Origin of the sequence: Hymenobacter perfusus, from assembly GCF_003944765.1 — a bacterium.
In the GTDB taxonomy this organism is placed as follows: Bacteria; Bacteroidota; Bacteroidia; order Cytophagales; family Hymenobacteraceae; genus Hymenobacter; species Hymenobacter perfusus.
Genome location: NZ_RWIU01000001.1, coordinates 160,512 through 177,628, shown reverse-complemented (window position 1 = coordinate 177,628; position 17,117 = coordinate 160,512). Strand labels below are relative to the sequence as shown.

Sequence of the window (17,117 nt, the reverse complement as noted above, 5' to 3'; positions counted from 1 at the left end):
TTCTTGATGCCCTCCGAATTTCCCAAACGCGTCAGCCTGCTCGGTTCCACCGGCTCCATCGGCACGCAGGCCCTTGAGGTGGTGCGCGCCCAGCCCGGGCGGTTTACCGTCACGGCCCTGTCGGCGCAGTCCAACGCAGAGCTGCTGGTGCAGCAGGCCCGCGAGTTCCGGCCCGCCGCCGTGGTTATCGGCGACGAAAGCAAATACCAGCAGGTGCGCGATGCGCTAGCCAATCAGCCCGAAACCGAGGTGCTGGCCGGGGCCGCCGCCCTCACCGAAGTAGCCGCCCGTCCCGATACCGACGTGGTGCTGACGGCCATGGTGGGCTACGCCGGCCTGCTGCCCACGGTGGCCGCCATCCGGGCCGGCAAAGACATTGCCCTGGCCAACAAGGAAACCCTGGTAGTGGCCGGCCAGCTCATCACCGGGCTGGTGCAGGAGCACGGCGTGCGCCTGTTGCCCGTCGATTCCGAGCATTCCGCCATCTTCCAGTGCCTGGTAGGGGAGGAGCAGAACCCCATCGAGAAAATCGTCCTCACGGCCTCGGGCGGGCCGTTTCGGGGCCGTAGCCGCGAGCAGCTGGCCCAAGTCACGAAGGCGCAGGCCCTCAAGCACCCCAACTGGGACATGGGGGCCAAAATCACCATCGACTCGGCCTCGCTCATGAACAAAGGGCTGGAGGTGATTGAGGCCAAGTGGCTGTTCGGGCTGCGCAACGAGCAGATTGAGGTGGTCGTGCATCCCCAGAGCATCATTCACTCGCTGGTGCAGTTCGAGGACGGCTCCCTGAAGGCCCAGCTCGGCCTGCCCGATATGAAGCTGCCCATTCAGTACGCGCTGGGCTACCCGCAACGGCTGGCCAACAACTTCCCGCGCTTCCGCTTCCTCGACTATCCCCAGTTCACCTTCGAGGAGGCCGATACTAGTGCCTTCCGCAACCTGGCCCTGGCGTTTGAGGCCATGCAGCGCGGTGGCAACGCGCCTTGCATCCTCAACGCGGCCAACGAAATTGCGGTGGCGGCCTTCCTGCGCGACGAAATCGGCTTCCTCGAAATGTCCGATGTGGTGGAGTCCAGCCTCGCCCGGGTTTCGTACCTTGCCGCTCCCTCGCTGCAGGACTACGTGCTCACCGACCAGGAAACGCGCCGGGTGGCCCGGGAACTGGCCGGCTTCCGCGCCTGACACCTTGACCGCCCATCCGCCGAACCCGGCGGTTCGGTTCGTTGTTTGTAGCGGCGGAACCCCACCCCAACCCCTCTCCTCCGGGAGAGGGGCTTTAACTATAGTAATCTAGATTTCTAGAAAGCTGAGGCTAGAGCCCCTCTCCCGGAGGGGAGGGGTTGGGGTAGCTCAATTCATCACCCCATTACTTCCATTCCGTTGACAGGACTTATCATGGCCGGGCAAATGCTGCTGGGCCTCTCCATACTGGTTGGCTTGCACGAATTCGGGCACTTTGCCACCGCCAAATATTTCAAAATCCGGGTCGATAAGTTTTACATCTTCTTCGACTTCCTGTTTCCGCTGCCCGGGGTGATGAACTTCGCCCTGTTCAAAAAGAAAATCGGCGAAACGGAGTACGGCCTGGGCTGGTTCCCGCTGGGCGGCTACGTGGCCATCCACGGCATGATCGACGAAACCCAGGACGCCGACAGCCTCGCCGCCGAGCCCCAGCCCAACGAGTTCCGGGCCAAGCCAGCCTGGCAGCGCCTGATTGTGATGCTGGGCGGTATCATCATGAACGTCATTACCGGCATCGTCATCTTCTCGCTGATGACCTTCAGCTACGGCGAAAGCTACCTGCCGGCTTCGGAAGCCCGATTTGGCGTGATTCCGAATGCGTTGGGTAAGGAGATGGGTTTCCGCCAAGGCGATAAAATCGTGAAGATCAACGGCCGCCCGTTCGACGATTTCAGCGACGTATACAGCCCCGACGTAATTCTGGGCAACGATGCCTACTATACCGTGGACCGGGCCGGCCAGCTTATCGACGTGCCCGTGCCCAATAACTTCATGGACCGCCTTGCCGATGAGGGCGAGCAGCGGTTCGTGCAGCCCCTCGACCCCTTCGTGGTGGAGGAAGTAACGCCCGGCAGCCCCGCCGACAAAGCCGGCCTGCAAGCCAACGACCGGATTATGCAGGTCGCCGGCACACCTATCCAGTTCTTTCCCGAACTGCAGAAAGCCCTGAAGGACAACGCCGGCAAACCCACCGCCGTGCGCGTGGAGCGCGCCAGCCAGCCCGTCACGCTCAAAGTCGCCGTTGATACCGACGGGAAAATCGGCTTCAAGCCCAAGTCGCTACTGAAGTTCGGTACCCGCGAATACGGTTTGCTAGAAGCCATTCCGGTGGGCACCAAGCAGGCTTTTGGGGTAATTACCACCCAGATTAAAGCCTTCGGCAAGATTTTCAGCGGCGAAGCTTCGTTCCGCAAGTCCATTGGCGGGCCCATCGAAATTGCCCAGCAGTACGGCGGTAAGTGGGACTGGTTCCGGTTCTGGACGCTGACCGGCATGCTCTCCATGGTACTGGCCTTCATGAACCTGCTCCCGATTCCTGCCCTCGATGGCGGCCACGTAGTATTCCTGCTCTACGAGATGATTGCCGGCCGCAAGCCCTCCGATAAATTCCTGGAAAATGCCCAAAAAGTGGGTATGATTCTAATTCTCGGCCTGATGGTATTCGTGTTTCTGAACCCGCTCCTGAAGAAGTTCGGTCTGTAACTGGCAGCGGTTGTCCGCCTCGTGAAAGCCGTGTTGCCCGCAAGGGTGGCACGGCTTTTATACTCCCTGTCCTTCCTTCGGCTCCGGCCCGTAGCACAGCCCGCCAAGCGGGCCAGCGGCTGCAACCATAGCAGCCGAATTACACCTTTCCTGTCATGAGAACTGCCCGTTTCTTTCTGCTTCCGTTGCTGCTGCTCACGCTGAGCCTGGCCGTCTGGGCGCATACCTACCACGCCAGCATCCTAGAGCTGCGCTTCAATCCGGAGAAGCAGCGGCTGGAAATGGCCCTAAAAATCTTTATCGACGACCTGGAAAAGGACCTTTCCAAAGGTAAGGCCGTTCCCGTTCGCACCGACCAGCTCAGCCGCGCCCAGCTCAACCCGCTGCTTCAGGACCTGTTGCGGCGCTCGGTGCAGCTCAGCCGCACGGCTGGTAAGCCGCTGCCGCTTACGCTGGTGGGCCTGCAGAAGGAAACGGATGCCTACTGGGTGTACTTCACGGCCCCGCTGCCGGCCACGGCCACTGGCATCACGCTGCGCCATCAGCTCCTGCTCGACATCTTCCCCGACCAGATGAATATCGTGAACCTGGATGCCAAAGGCCGTAAGCAAAGCCTGCTATTCCGGGAAGGAGAGGAGCAGCAGCAGCTGAAGTGGTAAAGTTTTAAAAGGAGTGTTTATACTGCTTATAAAGCATTATGCCTATGATACATACTATAAATAGGCCTGATGCTGGCAGTTGCTTTCAGCCACAAAGGTTTGCGAAGAAAAAAGAATTGGGTAGCTATAATCGTATAAACCGGAAGGGTAAAGACGAAAACCCACGGTATGGTTGACAGCAGGAGCAAGCCTATTTCTGCCCATAGTAATCGGTAGAATGAACGCTCCATTGCTATTTACCACTCCAGCTTGCCGTCCTCTTCGCCGGCTGCCGGTTTGGGTTCGGGCTTCTTGCCGGGTAATGGGTCGGCCTTGAAGGGCGCGTCGTCTTTCTCGGGTTTGATCAGGCGGAACTCCACGCGGCGGTTGGTTTTGGCGTCTTCCGGCGTTACCTCATCCTTGAGTGGGCGCGTGGAGCCGTAGCCGAAACTATCGATGCGGTTGGGTTTGAGCTTGCCCTTCTGTTCGATGTAGCGCCGGATGGATTCGGCCCGCTCCTGCGAGAGTTGCTCATTGAAATCCGGGTCGCCCTTGCCGTCGGTGTGGCCGCTCACGCTCAGCCGGAACTCCGGATGGTCCACCATGAACACGGCAATGCGGTCCAGCACGGCGTGCATACTGGGTCGGATGTGCGCCTTATCCTGATCGAATTCGATGTTTTTGAACACCAGCGGCAGCTTGTAGTCGATGGAGTTGGTCATCAGCTTCATCACCGTGTCGCCGGCCAAGGCAAACTTCTTCTCTACGCTGAAAAAGTCGGGGCTCTGAATCAGCATCACGTAGTGCGAGCCTTCAATCAGGTCGAAATCAAACGAGCCATCGTCGCGCAGGTACTTGCTGGCTACCTCAATGCCGTTGTCGGTATCAATGATGCTCACGATGCCGTTGAGCGGCTTCTGGCTCACTGAATCTACCAGCGAGCCTTCTACGTGCGTGGTGGCCAGGGGCTGGGCCTCCATGGGCAGCGGAAACGAGAACAGGTCGAGGTTCTTCATTTCCTTCTCCTCGGAGCGGGCGTAGTACAGGTTTTTCGATTCGGCGTCGATGGTGAAGTAGTACTCCGAGCCCTTCCCGTTCACTAGCGGACCGATGTTGATGGGCTCCTGCCAGCGGCTGCGCACCCGGTACGTTTTGTAGATATCGAAGTCGCCGAAGTTGAGCAGCTGGCCCCGGGAGCTGAAGTATAGCACGTGGTAGAGCGGGTGGTAGAACGGGCTGACCTCACTCTCGCGGGTGTTCACCACCGGCCCCATATTTTGGGCGCGGCCCCACTGGCCGTTCTTGCCCTTCACCGTGTACCAGATATCCGACAGCCCGAAGCCGCCCAGCCGGTCAGAGGCGAAGTACAGGGTATCCTCGCCGGGCGAAAGAGTAGGCTGCGAGTCCCAGGCCGTGGAGTTGACATTGGTGCCCAGGCTTTTGGGCATGGTCCATTTGCCATCCTGGAGGGAGGCCGTGTACAGATCGCAGTTCCCGTGGCAGGTGGGGCACTCACACCGGGCAAAAAACAAGGTTTTACCGTCCTTGCTGATGCAGGCCGAGCCCTCGTTGTAAGGCGAGTTGATGGGTTTGGGCAGCGGTTCGGCTTCCGTCCAGACGCCGTTTTCGCGGCGGGCCATGTACAGATCTTCGTCAATAACGCTGTGCAGACCGCGCATTTTGCGCTTGGAAGAGAAAATGAGCAGGTCAGCATCGGCGTTCAGCGTAGGGCCGTAATCCTCGCGCTGGGAGTTGATGGCGTCGCCCATGCTGGTGTACACGCCCTTGGGCGGCCGGAACGTCGCAATGTTTTTCCGGTACTCTACAATGTCGTAGTACGTGCGCAACGGTACGTACAGATCGGTTTCCTTCTGCTCCAGCGAGTCGTAGTACTGCTGTACTTTGGTCAGGCTCTGGCGGCGGTGCTTGAGGGCGAGGCGGTAGTAGGCCTTGGCGCGGTCTTCGTTGCCGGCCTTCTCCCAGAGCTGGCCCAAGCGCCAGAGCATGTTGGTATCCTTGTAAAAATTCTCAATGCCAAACTGGCTCACGTAGGCATCCAGCAGATTGCGCGAAGCCGCCCAGTTTTTGCGCTTTTCAGCCTTCTGAATCTCGCGAAGCAGCTTCTTGTCCTGGAAATAGGCCACGCGGTTGATGTTCGGGAAGTCGGGCGTGGCATCGGTACGGGCCCGGGCCTGGCGGATGACCTTGGCCGTGAGCTTGCGCTGGGTAGTAGGAAGGCCGTTTTTTTGTTGGGCACGAAGCGCAAAGGGCTGGCTCAGGGCAAGCAGCAACGCACACAAAGTCAGCAGACGGGCAATGGAAAACATAGCAATGATAAAGCACAAAGGCGGTGGGAACCGGCAAGCATCAAAAATAGGAAAATTTGGATGTGAAGTTGATAAGGGAATGGGGGAATTGTTGAACTGCTGAATGGTTGAACTGATAGACGGGCGGATAGCACAGGAGCTGTCATCCTGAGCGGAGCAAAGGACCTTATCACGCGTGAGCAGGTCGTCCCAACGTGATAAGGTCCTTCGCTCCGCTCAGGATGACAGTTCATCTACCCATTCAGCCATCCAACCCTCCACTTCTCCACCTGCCGATGTGGCGGCTTGTGGTGGTGGCACGGCACTTGCCGAATCCGTACCTTCGAAAATGCCCCGCCGCTTAGGGGCCGAAGCTGGCCCGTTGGTCTGTCATTGTGGCACCCGGCTTCGTTTTGCCTGCCTTTCCTCGCATGAGTCGCTATACTCCGCCCAAGTCGCCCTTATCCTCCTTGCTACTGATGACTGAAGACCCCGCCGAAATGGTATCCATTGTGGCCGCCGACCCCGACCAGCCCCTTGGGCCCGATGAGTCGCCGGAGGTACTGCCGCTGCTGCCCGTGCGCAACACGGTGCTGTTTCCCGGCGTGGTGCTGCCCGTGACGGTCACGCGCAAGAAGAGCATCCGACTGGTACGCAAAGCCTACCGGGGTAACAAGATTGTGGGCGTAGTAGCGCAGAAAAACGGCCAGAGCGACGACCCGACGCTGGCCGACCTGTACCCGGTGGGCACAATGGCCAAAATACTGAAGCTGCTGGTGCTGCCCGATGGCAATACCACCATCATCATTCAGGGCCAGTCGCGCTTCAAGATTGAGGAAGAAATCCAGAGCACGCCCTACATGACGGCCCGCGTGAGCTACGCCCCCGAAACGTTTCCCGGCAAAACGTCCAAGGAAGTCAAGGCGCTGGTATCGTCGCTGAAGGAGGCGGCGGCCAAGATGCTCAAGCTCAACCCCGAAATTCCGCAGGAAGCCCAGCTGGCGCTGGATAACATCGAGTCGCCCTCGTTCCTGACGCATTTCCTATCCTCCAACATCAACGTGGAGGTCAGCATCAAGCAGAAGCTGCTGGAAATCAACGACGGCGTGGAGCGCGGTACGCACCTGCTGGAGCTGATGCTGAAGGAGATTCAGCTGCTGGAAATCAAGCGCGAAATCCACACCAAAGTCCACACCGACATCGACCAGCAGCAGCGCGACTATTTCCTGCGCCAGCAGATCAAGGTATTGCAGGACGAGCTGGGCTTCGATGGTCCCGACCAGGAAGTGGACAAGCTGCGTCAGCGTGCCAAAACCAAGAAGTGGCCCGAGAGTGTGGGCAAGCACTTTCTGAAGGAGCTGGACAAGCTCACCCGCATCAACCCCCAGGCTGCCGAGTACCCGGTGAGCCTGAATTATGTGGAGTTTCTGCTGGATCTGCCCTGGGCCGAGTACACCAAGGACAACTTCAACTTGAAACGTACCCAGAAAATCCTCGACCAGGACCACTACGGCATGGAAAAGGTGAAGGCGCGTATCATCGAGTATCTGGCCGTGCTCAAGCTCAAAAACGACCTGAAGGCCCCGATTCTGTGCCTGTACGGCCCGCCCGGCGTGGGCAAAACCAGCCTGGGCCGCTCCATTGCCAAGGCCCTGGGCCGCCAGTACGTGCGCATGAGCCTGGGCGGCGTGCGCGACGAGGCCGAAATCCGGGGGCACCGCAAAACTTACGTGGGGGCCATGCCCGGCCGCATCATCTCCCAGATCAAGAAGTCCGGGGCCTCCAACCCGGTTATTGTGCTGGATGAAATCGACAAGCTGGCCTCCGACTTCCGGGGCGACCCGTCGTCGGCGCTGCTGGAAGTGTTGGACCCCGAGCAGAATTCCACCTTCACCGACAACTACTTGGAGGTAGAGTACGACTTGTCGAAGGTGCTGTTCATTGCCACGGCCAACTCGCTGGAAACGATTCAGCCCGCTTTGCGCGACCGGATGGAAATCATCGACCTCACGGGCTACACTTTGGAGGAGAAAACCCAGATTGCCAAAAAGCACCTCTGGCCCAAAATGCTCCACGACCACGGCCTGACAATTAAGGACGCGGGTATAACCAACGCCGCTTTGCAGCGCGTGATTGACGATTATACCCGCGAAAGCGGCGTGCGCAGCCTGGAAAGGAAGCTGGGCGCCCTCACCCGCAATCTGGCCAAAAGCAAGGCCCTGAAAGAGGAGTTTCCGGCTACGCTGGAGCCCAAAGACGTGCGCCGCATTCTGGGGGCGCCCATCTTCGACCGGGACCAGTACCAGGACAACGAAACCGCCGGCGTGGTAACGGGCCTGGCCTGGACCAGCGTGGGCGGCGACATTCTGTTCATTGAAAGCCTGCTGAGCCGGGGCCGGGGCAAGCTCACCCTTTCGGGCCAGCTCGGCGACGTGATGAAGGAATCGGCCGTGACGGCGCTGAGCTACCTGCGCAGCCGGGCTGAGGAGTTGGATATCGACTACCGCCTCTTCGACCAGTACGACCTGCACATTCACTTCCCTGAAGGCGCCGTGCCCAAAGACGGCCCTTCGGCCGGTATTGCCATTTTCACCAGTATTGCCTCGGTGTTTACGCAGCGCAAAATCCGCAGCCATCTGGCCATGACGGGCGAAATCACGCTGCGCGGCAAGGTGCTGCCGGTGGGCGGCATCAAAGAGAAGATACTGGCGGCCAAGCGTGCCGGCGTGCGCGACATCATCCTCTGCCCCAAGAACAAGAAGGACATCGACGAAATTTCGGCCGAGTACCTTAAGGACCTCACCATTCACTACGCCGACCGGGTGGACGACGTGCTGCGGGTGGCTTTGCTGGAGGAAAAAGTAGCTTACCCCATGAAGCTGGTGGTGCGCGACGAAAACCCGGTTCCGGCTGCGCCCAGCGTGGAAGTTAGCTAAAACGCGGATTATGCGGATTACTCAGATTTCGCGGATTTTGGATACAATTTTCAGTCGTGGGTTCGTTCACTAAACGCAGTGGACCCGATCAGAGCCTAGCTGACTGACGCAAGGATAGGTAACCTTGGCGTGTCCGAAATCCGTGAAATCTGAGTAATCCGCACAATCCGCGTTTCAGCATTTATCTTAGTTGCTGATGAATCTACTCTTACGCCGCGCCGTTGCTGTTTCTGGTCTGCTCCTGTTGGGCCTCGTTCCTGCCGTGCAGGCCCAGATTGGCGGACAGCAAGCCTTTTCCTTTCTGAATCTGCCTACCAGTGCCAAGCTGGCCGGGCTGGGTGGGGCCAACGTATCGGCCCGCGACGCGGATGGGACTATGCTGTACGGCAACCCGGCCCTGCTCAACAGTGAAATGGATGGCCGCCTGGCCTTGGGCTACGTCGATTATCTGGCTGATATCAAGCAAAGTACGGCGGCTTACGTGTTCAATACCCAGAAAGCGGGCCGTTTCGGCGTGGGCCTGACCTACCTGAGCTACGGTAATTTTGAGCAGTTTGACGTGGCTGGCAATTCGCTGGGACAGTTTTCGGTGAATGAGTACGCGCTGAGTGTGGCCGACTCTTATACCACCGGTGTCTTTACTATCGGGGGCACGCTGAAGCTGGCGGGTTCAGGTATTGCCGGCAACCACTCCTTTGCTGCCCTGGCCGATGTCGGGGGGCTTTTTAAACACCCCGATCAGGACTTTACGGTGGGCTTAGTCGTCCGCAACGCCGGTATTCAGTTCAAGCCCTACGACGGAGCCGACCGGGAGCCCATGCCCCTGGACGTACAACTGGGCACGTCTTTTAAGCCCGAGCATCTGCCGTTGCGCTTTTCTTTCACCGCTCATCACCTCCAGCAGCTTGATATCGTGTACCTGGACCCTAACCAGCGCGGTCAGCTGGATGAGAATGGGGAAGAGGTGAAGCCCAAAAAGAGTCTTGGAGATAAAATTGCCCGACATTTTGTGGTAGGAGGGGAGCTGCTGCTGAGCAAGAACCTGAACGTGCGGGTGGGCTACAACCATTTGCAGCGCCGGGAACTGCGCCTGGAGAATACCTCGGGTGGGGCCGGTTTCTCGTTCGGCGTGATGCTGCGCGTAAGTCAGTTTCAGCTCGATTACACCCACGCCGGCTACCACGCCTCGGGCGGAGCCAACTACTTCACCATTGCCCGCAACCTCGATTCGCTGTTCAAAAAACAGCCTTAGCACAACGGTGCGTGCGAAACACAAACTTTTAGCATCCTGCCGTAGTACTACTCCTTCGGTACAGCAGATAGCCTGCTTCTTCCTATTGCCTTATGCTTGATTCCGCTGAGTTTCTGACGCCGGCCCAAATTGTGGCCGAGCTTGATAAGTACATTATCGGCCAGCACGAGGCTAAACGCCATGTGGCCATTGCCCTGCGCAACCGGTGGCGCCGCCTGCATGCCGCCCCCGACATGCAGCGCGAAATCGTGCCCAACAACATCCTCATGATTGGCTCCACGGGCGTGGGGAAAACCGAAATTGCCCGCCGTTTGGCCAGTATTTCCGGCGCCCCGTTCACCAAGGTGGAAGCCTCCAAGTTCACTGAAGTCGGCTACGTGGGCCGCGACGTGGAAAGCATGGTGCGCGACCTGGTGGAGCAGTCGGTGAACATGGTGAAGCTGCGCCGCAAGGAAGAGGTGAAAGCCCAGGCCGCCCAGGCCGTGGAAGACCTTATTCTGGATATCCTGATTCCGCCCGTAACCAATGCGGCCCAGCCCGCCGCCAAGCCGGCGCTGGGCTTTCCGGTAGCTGCCCCGGGCGAAATGCCCGATTCTGACCATGAGCTGAACGAGCGGACCCGGGAGCGGTTTCGGGAGAAAATTCGCAATGGGGAGTTGGATGAGCGCAAAATTGAAATCCGGGTGCAGCACACCAGTGGCCCCGGCATCAGCGTGATGGGCGGCCCCGGCGGGATGGACGAAGCCAGCATGGCCGGCATCCAAGACATGCTGGGATCTATGCTGCCCAAGAAAACCCGCAAGCGCAAAGTTACCGTGGCGGAGGCGCGCAAAATTCTGCTCGATGAGGAAGCCGCCAAGCTCATCGATATGGATGAGGTGAAGGATGAAGCCATCCGGCAGGCCGAAAATGCCGGCATCATCTTCATTGATGAGATAGACAAGGTAGCCAGCCGCAGTGGCAAAGGCGGTGGCGGCCCCGATGTAAGCCGGGAAGGCGTGCAGCGCGACCTGCTCCCCATCGTGGAAGGCTCGGCGGTAAACACCAAGTACGGCATCATCCAGACGGACCATATTCTGTTTATTGCCGCCGGGGCCTTCCACGTTGCCAAGCCTTCTGATTTGATTCCCGAGCTGCAGGGCCGCTTCCCCATCCGGGTGGAGTTGCAGAGCCTGACCAAGGAGGATTTCTTCCGCATCCTGAAAGACCCCAAAAATGCCCTTACCAAGCAGTATGAGGCCCTGCTGCAGGCAGAAGGCGTTGTGCTGACCTTTGACGATACCGCTTTGGAGCGGTTGGCTGAAATTGCTTTTGAGGTCAACAGTGAGGTAGAAAACATTGGGGCGCGCCGGCTGCATACGGTCATGAGCCGCCTGTTGAACGATATTCTGTTCGACGTGCCGGACCGCATCGGCCCCAACGCCCACATCCTCATTACCCGGGAACTGGTAGAAGAGCGGCTGCGCGACATGGTGCGTAACCGCGACCTAAGCCAGTATATTCTGTGAGTTGTCGCACGTTTTTGGCTGTAGTAGCAACAAAAAGAGGCAGTGCATACTGCCTCTTTTTGTTTTATCCCGTATTCCAGACTGCCTCATCTTACCCGAAATCCAATGCATTACTACATCATTACCGGAGCCAGCCGCGGCTTAGGTAAAGCCTTGGCCGAAACTCTGCTGCAGCAACCTGATACCCAGGTCATCGGCGTATCACGCCACGCCACCATCGAGCATGCCCGTTACCGTCACCAGCCGCTCGACCTTTCTGATATGCTGGCTGTGCAGAACAACCTGCATAAGGTCTTTCCTCCTTTACCGGACGCCGCCAGTATCACCCTGATCAACAACGCCGGTGTATTGGGTGATATCGGGTACATCGGGGAGCTACCAAACGAGCATTTTGAGTTCGTGTTCGATGTGAATCTGATTGCGCCGGCTATGCTCATGAATACCTTTCTGAGCACGTATGCCAGCCTTACCGTTTCCCGGACTATTCTCAACATCAGCAGCGGAGCCGCCCAGCGTGCCGTGGATGGCTGGGCCGCCTACTCTGCTTCCAAAGCCGCCCTCGATGCCCTTTCCCGCACGGTGCAGAAGGAGCAGGACCTGCGCGGCACCGGTGTCCGTATCCGCAGCCTCTCCCCCGGAGTGCTCGATACGGCCATGCAGGAGCATATTCGCTCGGCGGATATAGCGAATTTCAGCGAAGCTGAACAGTTTACAGACTTAAAGCAAAGTAGAAACTTGGTGGCACCTGATAAAGCTGCCAGCCTAATTATTCAGTGGCTTCAGCAGCCCATGACTTCTAACGAACCGGTAGTGTTGCGTATGAGAGATCTTCACTAACTAAAAAAGGCCGACTGTTCAGTCGGCCTTTTTTAGTTAGTGAAGATCTCCGATTAATAACCGGGGTTCTGAACCAAATTGGGGTTCTGCTGGATGTCAACCAATGGAATTGGCAGAATAGCTCTGTCGGCACCATAGGTAACCCGGCTGGAGTTACGTTTGTAGCGCATCAGGTCGTAGTAACGGTGGCCTTCGAAGGCCAGTTCCAGACGACGCTCCAGTAGAATAGCATCAATGAGTGCTTGTTTCGTAGCAAAACTGGCTACAGTGTAGGAAGCAGTTGCTGCTGGCTTAGACCGGTCACGTACTTGATTGAGCAACGTAACGGCTTCGCTGCTTACACCGGTTGCCACTTGCGCCAGACCTTCGGCACGGTTCAGCAAGGTCTCTGCGTAACGAGCAATTGGCGCATAATCAGCAGAAGCCTCTCTGTATTTCTGCGTCAGCACCAACGGGCTGTTAGCTGCGCCAGGAATGGCAGTTGGTGACAGCAGTAACAGACGGCGGCGGTCATCTGCCGGAAACTGCGCAACTGGAATCAGCGCGTAAGGATTTACGCTGATGTCCCCGCTACCAGCCCGGCTGCGATAATGCTGGCCAAGTGCGTTGTTGGTATTAGGGTTGTCACTCACGTTATTGGCTACCGAGAAAATCGACTCGGGGTTCTGGAACGTAGCAAGTGTGAATGGTACGGCCGGCGTTGCTGCTAATGAATGGCGTCCGCCAGTGATTACCGTCCCTGCCAGCGCCGCTGCCTCAGTATATTTGCCCTCGTATAGATATACGCGGGATAATAGAGTACGTGCAGCATCTTTGGTAGCCCGTGCCGTTCTTTCGAAAGGAGTAGAATACGTTTCAGGCAAACTAGCAATAGCGTCGTTCAGATCAGTCTCAATCTGAGTGTATACTTCCCGAACCGTAGAACGAGGCTTAGCCTGAGTTGCGTCGAACGCATTGCTGGCATCAGGTGCGGTCAACTGCAATACCACGCCTGGGTGCGAGGCATCGGCCGTGAAGTTGTAAGGTTGAGCGAACAGGTTTACCAAGTGGAAATAAAGCAAAGCCCGGATGAATTTTGCCTCACCAGTATATTGTGCCTCCAACTCAGCAGATACTTTGCCCGTGTTCTTAGGCATTTCCTGCAGGAAGAAATTGGCACCGTACAAAGAGCGGTAACCGCCCGTCCAGGCGGCGGTTACGGTTGCATCATTGGCCAATGCCGTGAACGTGCCGATGCCCCCAAAGAAGGAAGCAGGGTTGGTGTCATCACTGCGAACGTCGCTGTAGATCAGCGCACGGCCACCCAAAAACTCCGGATTTTGAAGCTGGTCATACATGCCAATGGCCGTCTTTTGGATGCGGTCAGCATTAGCAAACGCATCTTCTTGGGTCAAAGCTGCGGGTGGATCTTGGTCTAGGACGTCATCACAGCTGGTTGCTGTGGCCATCAGTAGTGCGCACAACACAAGTTGACGCAGAGTGGAAGTGTGGAACATATAAGGAGGAGAAAGCAAGATTAAATACCCAGGTTGACGCCGAAAGTGAAGCTGCGCGTTGGAGGAACTGAGCGACCATCTACTCCATAAGCTACGTTAGCACCGGTGTTAGCCGCGTTAACGTTGGAGTTTACTTCCGGATCAAGGCCTTTGTATTTGGTGAAGGTGTATACATTCTGCACTAGGGTGTACAGGCGCACATTGTTCAAACCAATACGCTTAGCTATGTCCGATGGCAGGTTGTATCCTAGACTCAACTGACGCAGGCGCAGGAAATCACCGTTTTCCAGCCATCGGGTGGAGGCTATGTTGGATTGCGCATCACGCAACACTTGTTTCGGAATGTCCGTGTTTTGACCAGGCGCAGTCCAGCGGTCTTTGATTTCGTTGATGTTGTTCTGGAAATTGCTGCTGAGCAACGCCTGACGGTAGCCATTGTAAACCTTATTGCCACCGCTGTACTGCAGGAAAACGCCTAACTCGACACCTTTGAAGGCAAACGTGTTATCAAATCCACCGAAGAAAGTTGGATATCCGCTTTCTTTCGTGTATTTGAAATCACCCGCGTTGATAGCTGTAGTGGGTTCTCCGTTGGCATCCAACCAGCGGCCGATAGAGAAGCCAGTGCCGGCTGGAGTTGCCCAGGCAGCATCATACTGCTTGATGTTACCATCCTTATCGTAGAACTGAGCGTTACCATTATCAGGATTTACTCCGGCCCATACCGGCAGGAAATAAACACCTAGGCTTCTACCTACGCTGGCGCGCTGGTTGGCCTGAATGATGTCGTTAGGAGTCGACAGACTAGTTACCCGGTTTTTGATGATGGAACCGTTAATAGAGGAAGTCCAGGAGAAACCATTTTCCAACTGTATGTTCGTCGTGTTCAAGGTCAGTTCCACACCCCGGTTATACATCGAGCCGATGTTGCGGCTGATGGAGGTGTTTGGAACACCTGTGGTCCGCAGGGTTGGGGCCAACAGCAACAGGTCGCTGATGTCGTTGTTGAAATAGTCAAACACAACGTTCACCCGGTTGTTCAGCAAGGAAGCATCAAAACCAATGTCCAGTTTCGTTGACTTTTCCCACTGTAACGAAGGGTTACCTACCTGAGTGATCGTAAAGCCGTTCAGATCGGCGTAGAGGCCACCACCAACAAGAGTACGGGAGGCATAATTGCCTATACCATTGGAGTTACCTACCGATCCATAGCTGGCGCGGAGTTTCAGGTCATTGATGACCGATATATTCTCCATGAAACCTTCCTCAGAAATACGCCAGCCGATGCCACCACCAGGGAATATACCGCTTTGGTTATTAGCTCCAAATACAGATGAGGCATCTCTACGCAGCGAGAACGAAGCGTAATACTTATTCGAGAAAGTATAGTTTGCGCGTCCGAAGTAAGACTGAAAGCCGTTAGCTGCCAGACCACCGCCGCCAGGAGCCTGCGAGGTGAAAACGTTATCGATGATCGACTGGAACTTGGTGTCAGAGAAACCACCAGCAACAGTATAGATCTGCCGGACTTTAGTTTCTTGATATTCAACGCCAGCAGTAACGTCAACCGTATGATTTTCGGCGAATGTATTACTATAGTTGGCATAGTTCTGCCAGTTGAATTGGGTGCGGTCTGTATTGTAATCCTGCACCAAGCCTAGCTGCCCTGGGCCCAACGCAAACCGGCCTAGACCAGCAATACGTGGGTCGCTATACTGTTCTTCGAAGTTAGTAGTGTAATCGACACCATATCGGGTGGTTAGCTGTAGGCCTTTAATCGGCTCTACAGTTAGATAACCGTTGCCCAAGATTCGTTGCGACGTATTCTCGTTTTTGTTGAGATTAAGTACTGCCGGAATATGGTTAAAAGCATTGGGTGCGTAAGAAGCATTTGGCAGCAAGTTGTTACCATTGCCAATGTTGAATACACTATTTAGATAGTAAGAACCATCTGGATTGTATGCTGGCACGTTAGGTGGAGCCGTGTAGCCCGATACCGTTGCACCAGCAAGAGCGGTTTCGCCGTTAATACCTTGGTTGAATGCTTTCGAGTAGCTAAGGCTGACACCTGATTTGAGCCACTTTTTAGGCGTTAAATCCAGATTTAATCGTCCTGAACCGCGCCGTAAGCGGTTGTTCACAATGATACCCTTCTGATCATTCCAGTCGCCGGAACCATAGTAGCTTGCAAACTCATTGCCGCCCGATAGAGCTACTTGGTAGTTCTGTTGCGTACCATCTTGGAAAATCTCCTTGATCCAGTCAGTTTCATCATTGATACCATCCCCGTTTACATCAACAGGCTGTGCGATATTGATGGGAAACGTAGTATTAACGACCCCATTCGAGCTACCGAAGCGGCTATTATTAGCCTTCTCGTTGCTTATGGTCTGAAAGTCAGCGGCATTCAGCAAGTCAGGCGTGCGAATAGCTTGCTGAAATCCGTAGAAAGAGTTAATTGAAATACGGTTTTGACCAGATTTACCACGTTTGGTAGTAATAATAATGACCCCGTTAGCAGCACGCGAGCCGTAGATAGCCGCGGCAGATGCGTCTTTCAACACGTCTACCGATTGAATATCATTGGGGTTGATATCTGCCAAAGGGTTATAGCGTGTGGAAAGCACATTGCCCTGAGGTGCAGTGTTCAACGGAACACCGTCCAAAACATAGAGGGGCTCTGAGCTACCGCTAATGGAGTTGGCGCCACGAACGCGCACAGCAACCCGGTCGCCCAAGGTACCACCCGTGATGTTGGCATTTACGCCAGCCATACGACCTTGCAGTGCTTGGTCAACGCTTTGTACTGGCTGGAGCAACAGTTTCTCTTCCTTCACCTGTGCTACTGAGCCAGTGATGTCTTTCACATCCTGTGAGCCACCGTAGCCAGTAACTACCACCTCACTCAAAGACTTAGTGTCAGGTGCTAAGCCTATGTTGATCGGGCCATCAGTTATAGGGAGTTCAATAGAAGTGTAGCCAACTGAACTGATGGAAATAGTAGTAGCTGACGTAGGTGCTGTTAGCGTAAAAGTACCATCAGAGTTAGTGGATACCCCGTTAGTTGTACCCTTAACCAGTACCGTCACACCTGGCAGGCCATCACCGGTGGTGCGGTCTGTCACCCGGCCGGAAATAGACCGGGTCTGTGCAGTTGCCTGAGTCGCTACTAAGGCAACTAAGGGTAATGTTGTGAGCAGAAGTTTTTTCATGAAGAGCGGGAAAAATTAGAAAGGTGTGTGTGAATTGCTTCTTTATCTAAGGTATTGCTAAAATACTACTTGAATCTTTAATAGAATTGCATTTTGCTGCTTGGCTCTGCCTATTCTCGCTGAATGCGTCCTTTTACCCTGCAAGAGTGCCTGTTTGCATGCTGCAAAGGCATATAAGGCAGTCAAGGCAACAAACATTTTCGGCTAA

Annotated in this window: 10 protein-coding genes; 7 read left to right on the top strand and 3 right to left on the bottom strand. The window is 56.0% G+C overall.

The window, feature by feature from the left end; all coding sequences use genetic code 11:
* The first annotated feature begins 6 nt into the window (after nt 1-6).
* The 3 genes from EI293_RS00715 to EI293_RS00705 all read left to right on the top strand — a co-directional run bounded on the left by EI293_RS00715 (nt 7) and on the right by EI293_RS00705 (nt 3,383).
* A complete protein-coding gene (locus EI293_RS00715; protein ID WP_125434744.1) occupies nt 7-1,182 on the top strand; it encodes a 1-deoxy-D-xylulose-5-phosphate reductoisomerase in 1,176 nt (391 codons plus the stop codon).
* A 198-nt stretch (nt 1,183-1,380) separates the two neighbouring features.
* Nucleotides 1,381-2,724, top strand: a complete 1,344-nt coding sequence (rseP, locus tag EI293_RS00710) for an RIP metalloprotease RseP (protein ID WP_125434742.1) — start codon at nt 1,381-1,383, stop codon at nt 2,722-2,724.
* A gap of 155 nt (nt 2,725-2,879) precedes the next feature.
* Nucleotides 2,880-3,383 (top strand): DUF6702 family protein, encoded by a 504-nt coding sequence (locus EI293_RS00705; RefSeq protein ID WP_125434740.1) that lies wholly within the window; start codon nt 2,880-2,882, stop codon nt 3,381-3,383.
* A 236-nt stretch (nt 3,384-3,619) separates the two neighbouring features.
* Here EI293_RS00705 and EI293_RS00700 read toward each other — a convergent pair whose 3' ends face one another.
* Nucleotides 3,620-5,689 (bottom strand): OmpA family protein, encoded by a 2,070-nt coding sequence (locus EI293_RS00700; protein WP_125434738.1) that lies wholly within the window; start codon nt 5,687-5,689, stop codon nt 3,620-3,622.
* Nucleotides 5,690-6,147: 458 nt separating this feature from the next.
* Between EI293_RS00700 and lon the strand changes: the two genes are divergently transcribed.
* From lon to EI293_RS00680, 4 genes are all read left to right on the top strand, one after another.
* Complete coding sequence (lon, locus tag EI293_RS00695; RefSeq protein WP_125436230.1) at nt 6,148-8,604, top strand: endopeptidase La; 2,457 nt, start codon at nt 6,148-6,150, stop codon at nt 8,602-8,604.
* Between the two features lie 196 nt (nt 8,605-8,800).
* A complete protein-coding gene (porQ, locus tag EI293_RS00690) occupies nt 8,801-9,856 on the top strand; it encodes a type IX secretion system protein PorQ (RefSeq protein WP_125434736.1) in 1,056 nt (351 codons plus the stop codon).
* Between the two features lie 92 nt (nt 9,857-9,948).
* Entirely contained in the window at nt 9,949-11,364 is a 1,416-nt protein-coding gene (gene hslU, locus EI293_RS00685) for an ATP-dependent protease ATPase subunit HslU (RefSeq protein WP_125434734.1), read from the top strand.
* A 42-nt stretch (nt 11,365-11,406) separates the two neighbouring features.
* Nucleotides 11,407-12,201 carry an SDR family NAD(P)-dependent oxidoreductase gene (locus EI293_RS00680; RefSeq protein ID WP_246010493.1) on the top strand — a complete coding sequence of 265 codons (795 nt, stop codon included), beginning with the start codon at nt 11,407-11,409 and terminating at the stop codon, nt 12,199-12,201.
* Nucleotides 12,202-12,254: 53 nt separating this feature from the next.
* Here EI293_RS00680 and EI293_RS00675 read toward each other — a convergent pair whose 3' ends face one another.
* Complete coding sequence (locus tag EI293_RS00675) at nt 12,255-13,697, bottom strand: RagB/SusD family nutrient uptake outer membrane protein (protein ID WP_125434732.1); 1,443 nt, start codon at nt 13,695-13,697, stop codon at nt 12,255-12,257.
* A gap of 20 nt (nt 13,698-13,717) precedes the next feature.
* Nucleotides 13,718-16,909, bottom strand: coding sequence for a SusC/RagA family TonB-linked outer membrane protein (locus EI293_RS00670; protein ID WP_125434730.1), 3,192 nt, complete (start codon nt 16,907-16,909; stop codon nt 13,718-13,720).
* Between the last annotated feature and the right edge of the window lie 208 nt (nt 16,910-17,117).

Excerpts from the sequence above, each read along its gene's own strand:
- EI293_RS00715 (WP_125434744.1), top strand. The coding sequence starts at position 7 with ATGCCCTCCGAATTTCCCAAACGCGTCAGCCTGCTCGGTTCCACCGGC.
- EI293_RS00705 (WP_125434740.1), top strand. The coding sequence starts at position 2,880 with ATGAGAACTGCCCGTTTCTTTCTGCTTCCGTTGCTGCTGCTCACGCTG.
- EI293_RS00700 (WP_125434738.1), bottom strand. The coding sequence starts at position 5,689 with ATGTTTTCCATTGCCCGTCTGCTGACTTTGTGTGCGTTGCTGCTTGCC.
- lon (WP_125436230.1), top strand. The coding sequence starts at position 6,148 with ATGACTGAAGACCCCGCCGAAATGGTATCCATTGTGGCCGCCGACCCC.
- porQ (WP_125434736.1), top strand. The coding sequence starts at position 8,801 with ATGAATCTACTCTTACGCCGCGCCGTTGCTGTTTCTGGTCTGCTCCTG.
- hslU (WP_125434734.1), top strand. The coding sequence starts at position 9,949 with ATGCTTGATTCCGCTGAGTTTCTGACGCCGGCCCAAATTGTGGCCGAG.
- EI293_RS00675 (WP_125434732.1), bottom strand. The coding sequence starts at position 13,697 with ATGTTCCACACTTCCACTCTGCGTCAACTTGTGTTGTGCGCACTACTG.
- EI293_RS00670 (WP_125434730.1), bottom strand. The coding sequence starts at position 16,909 with ATGAAAAAACTTCTGCTCACAACATTACCCTTAGTTGCCTTAGTAGCG.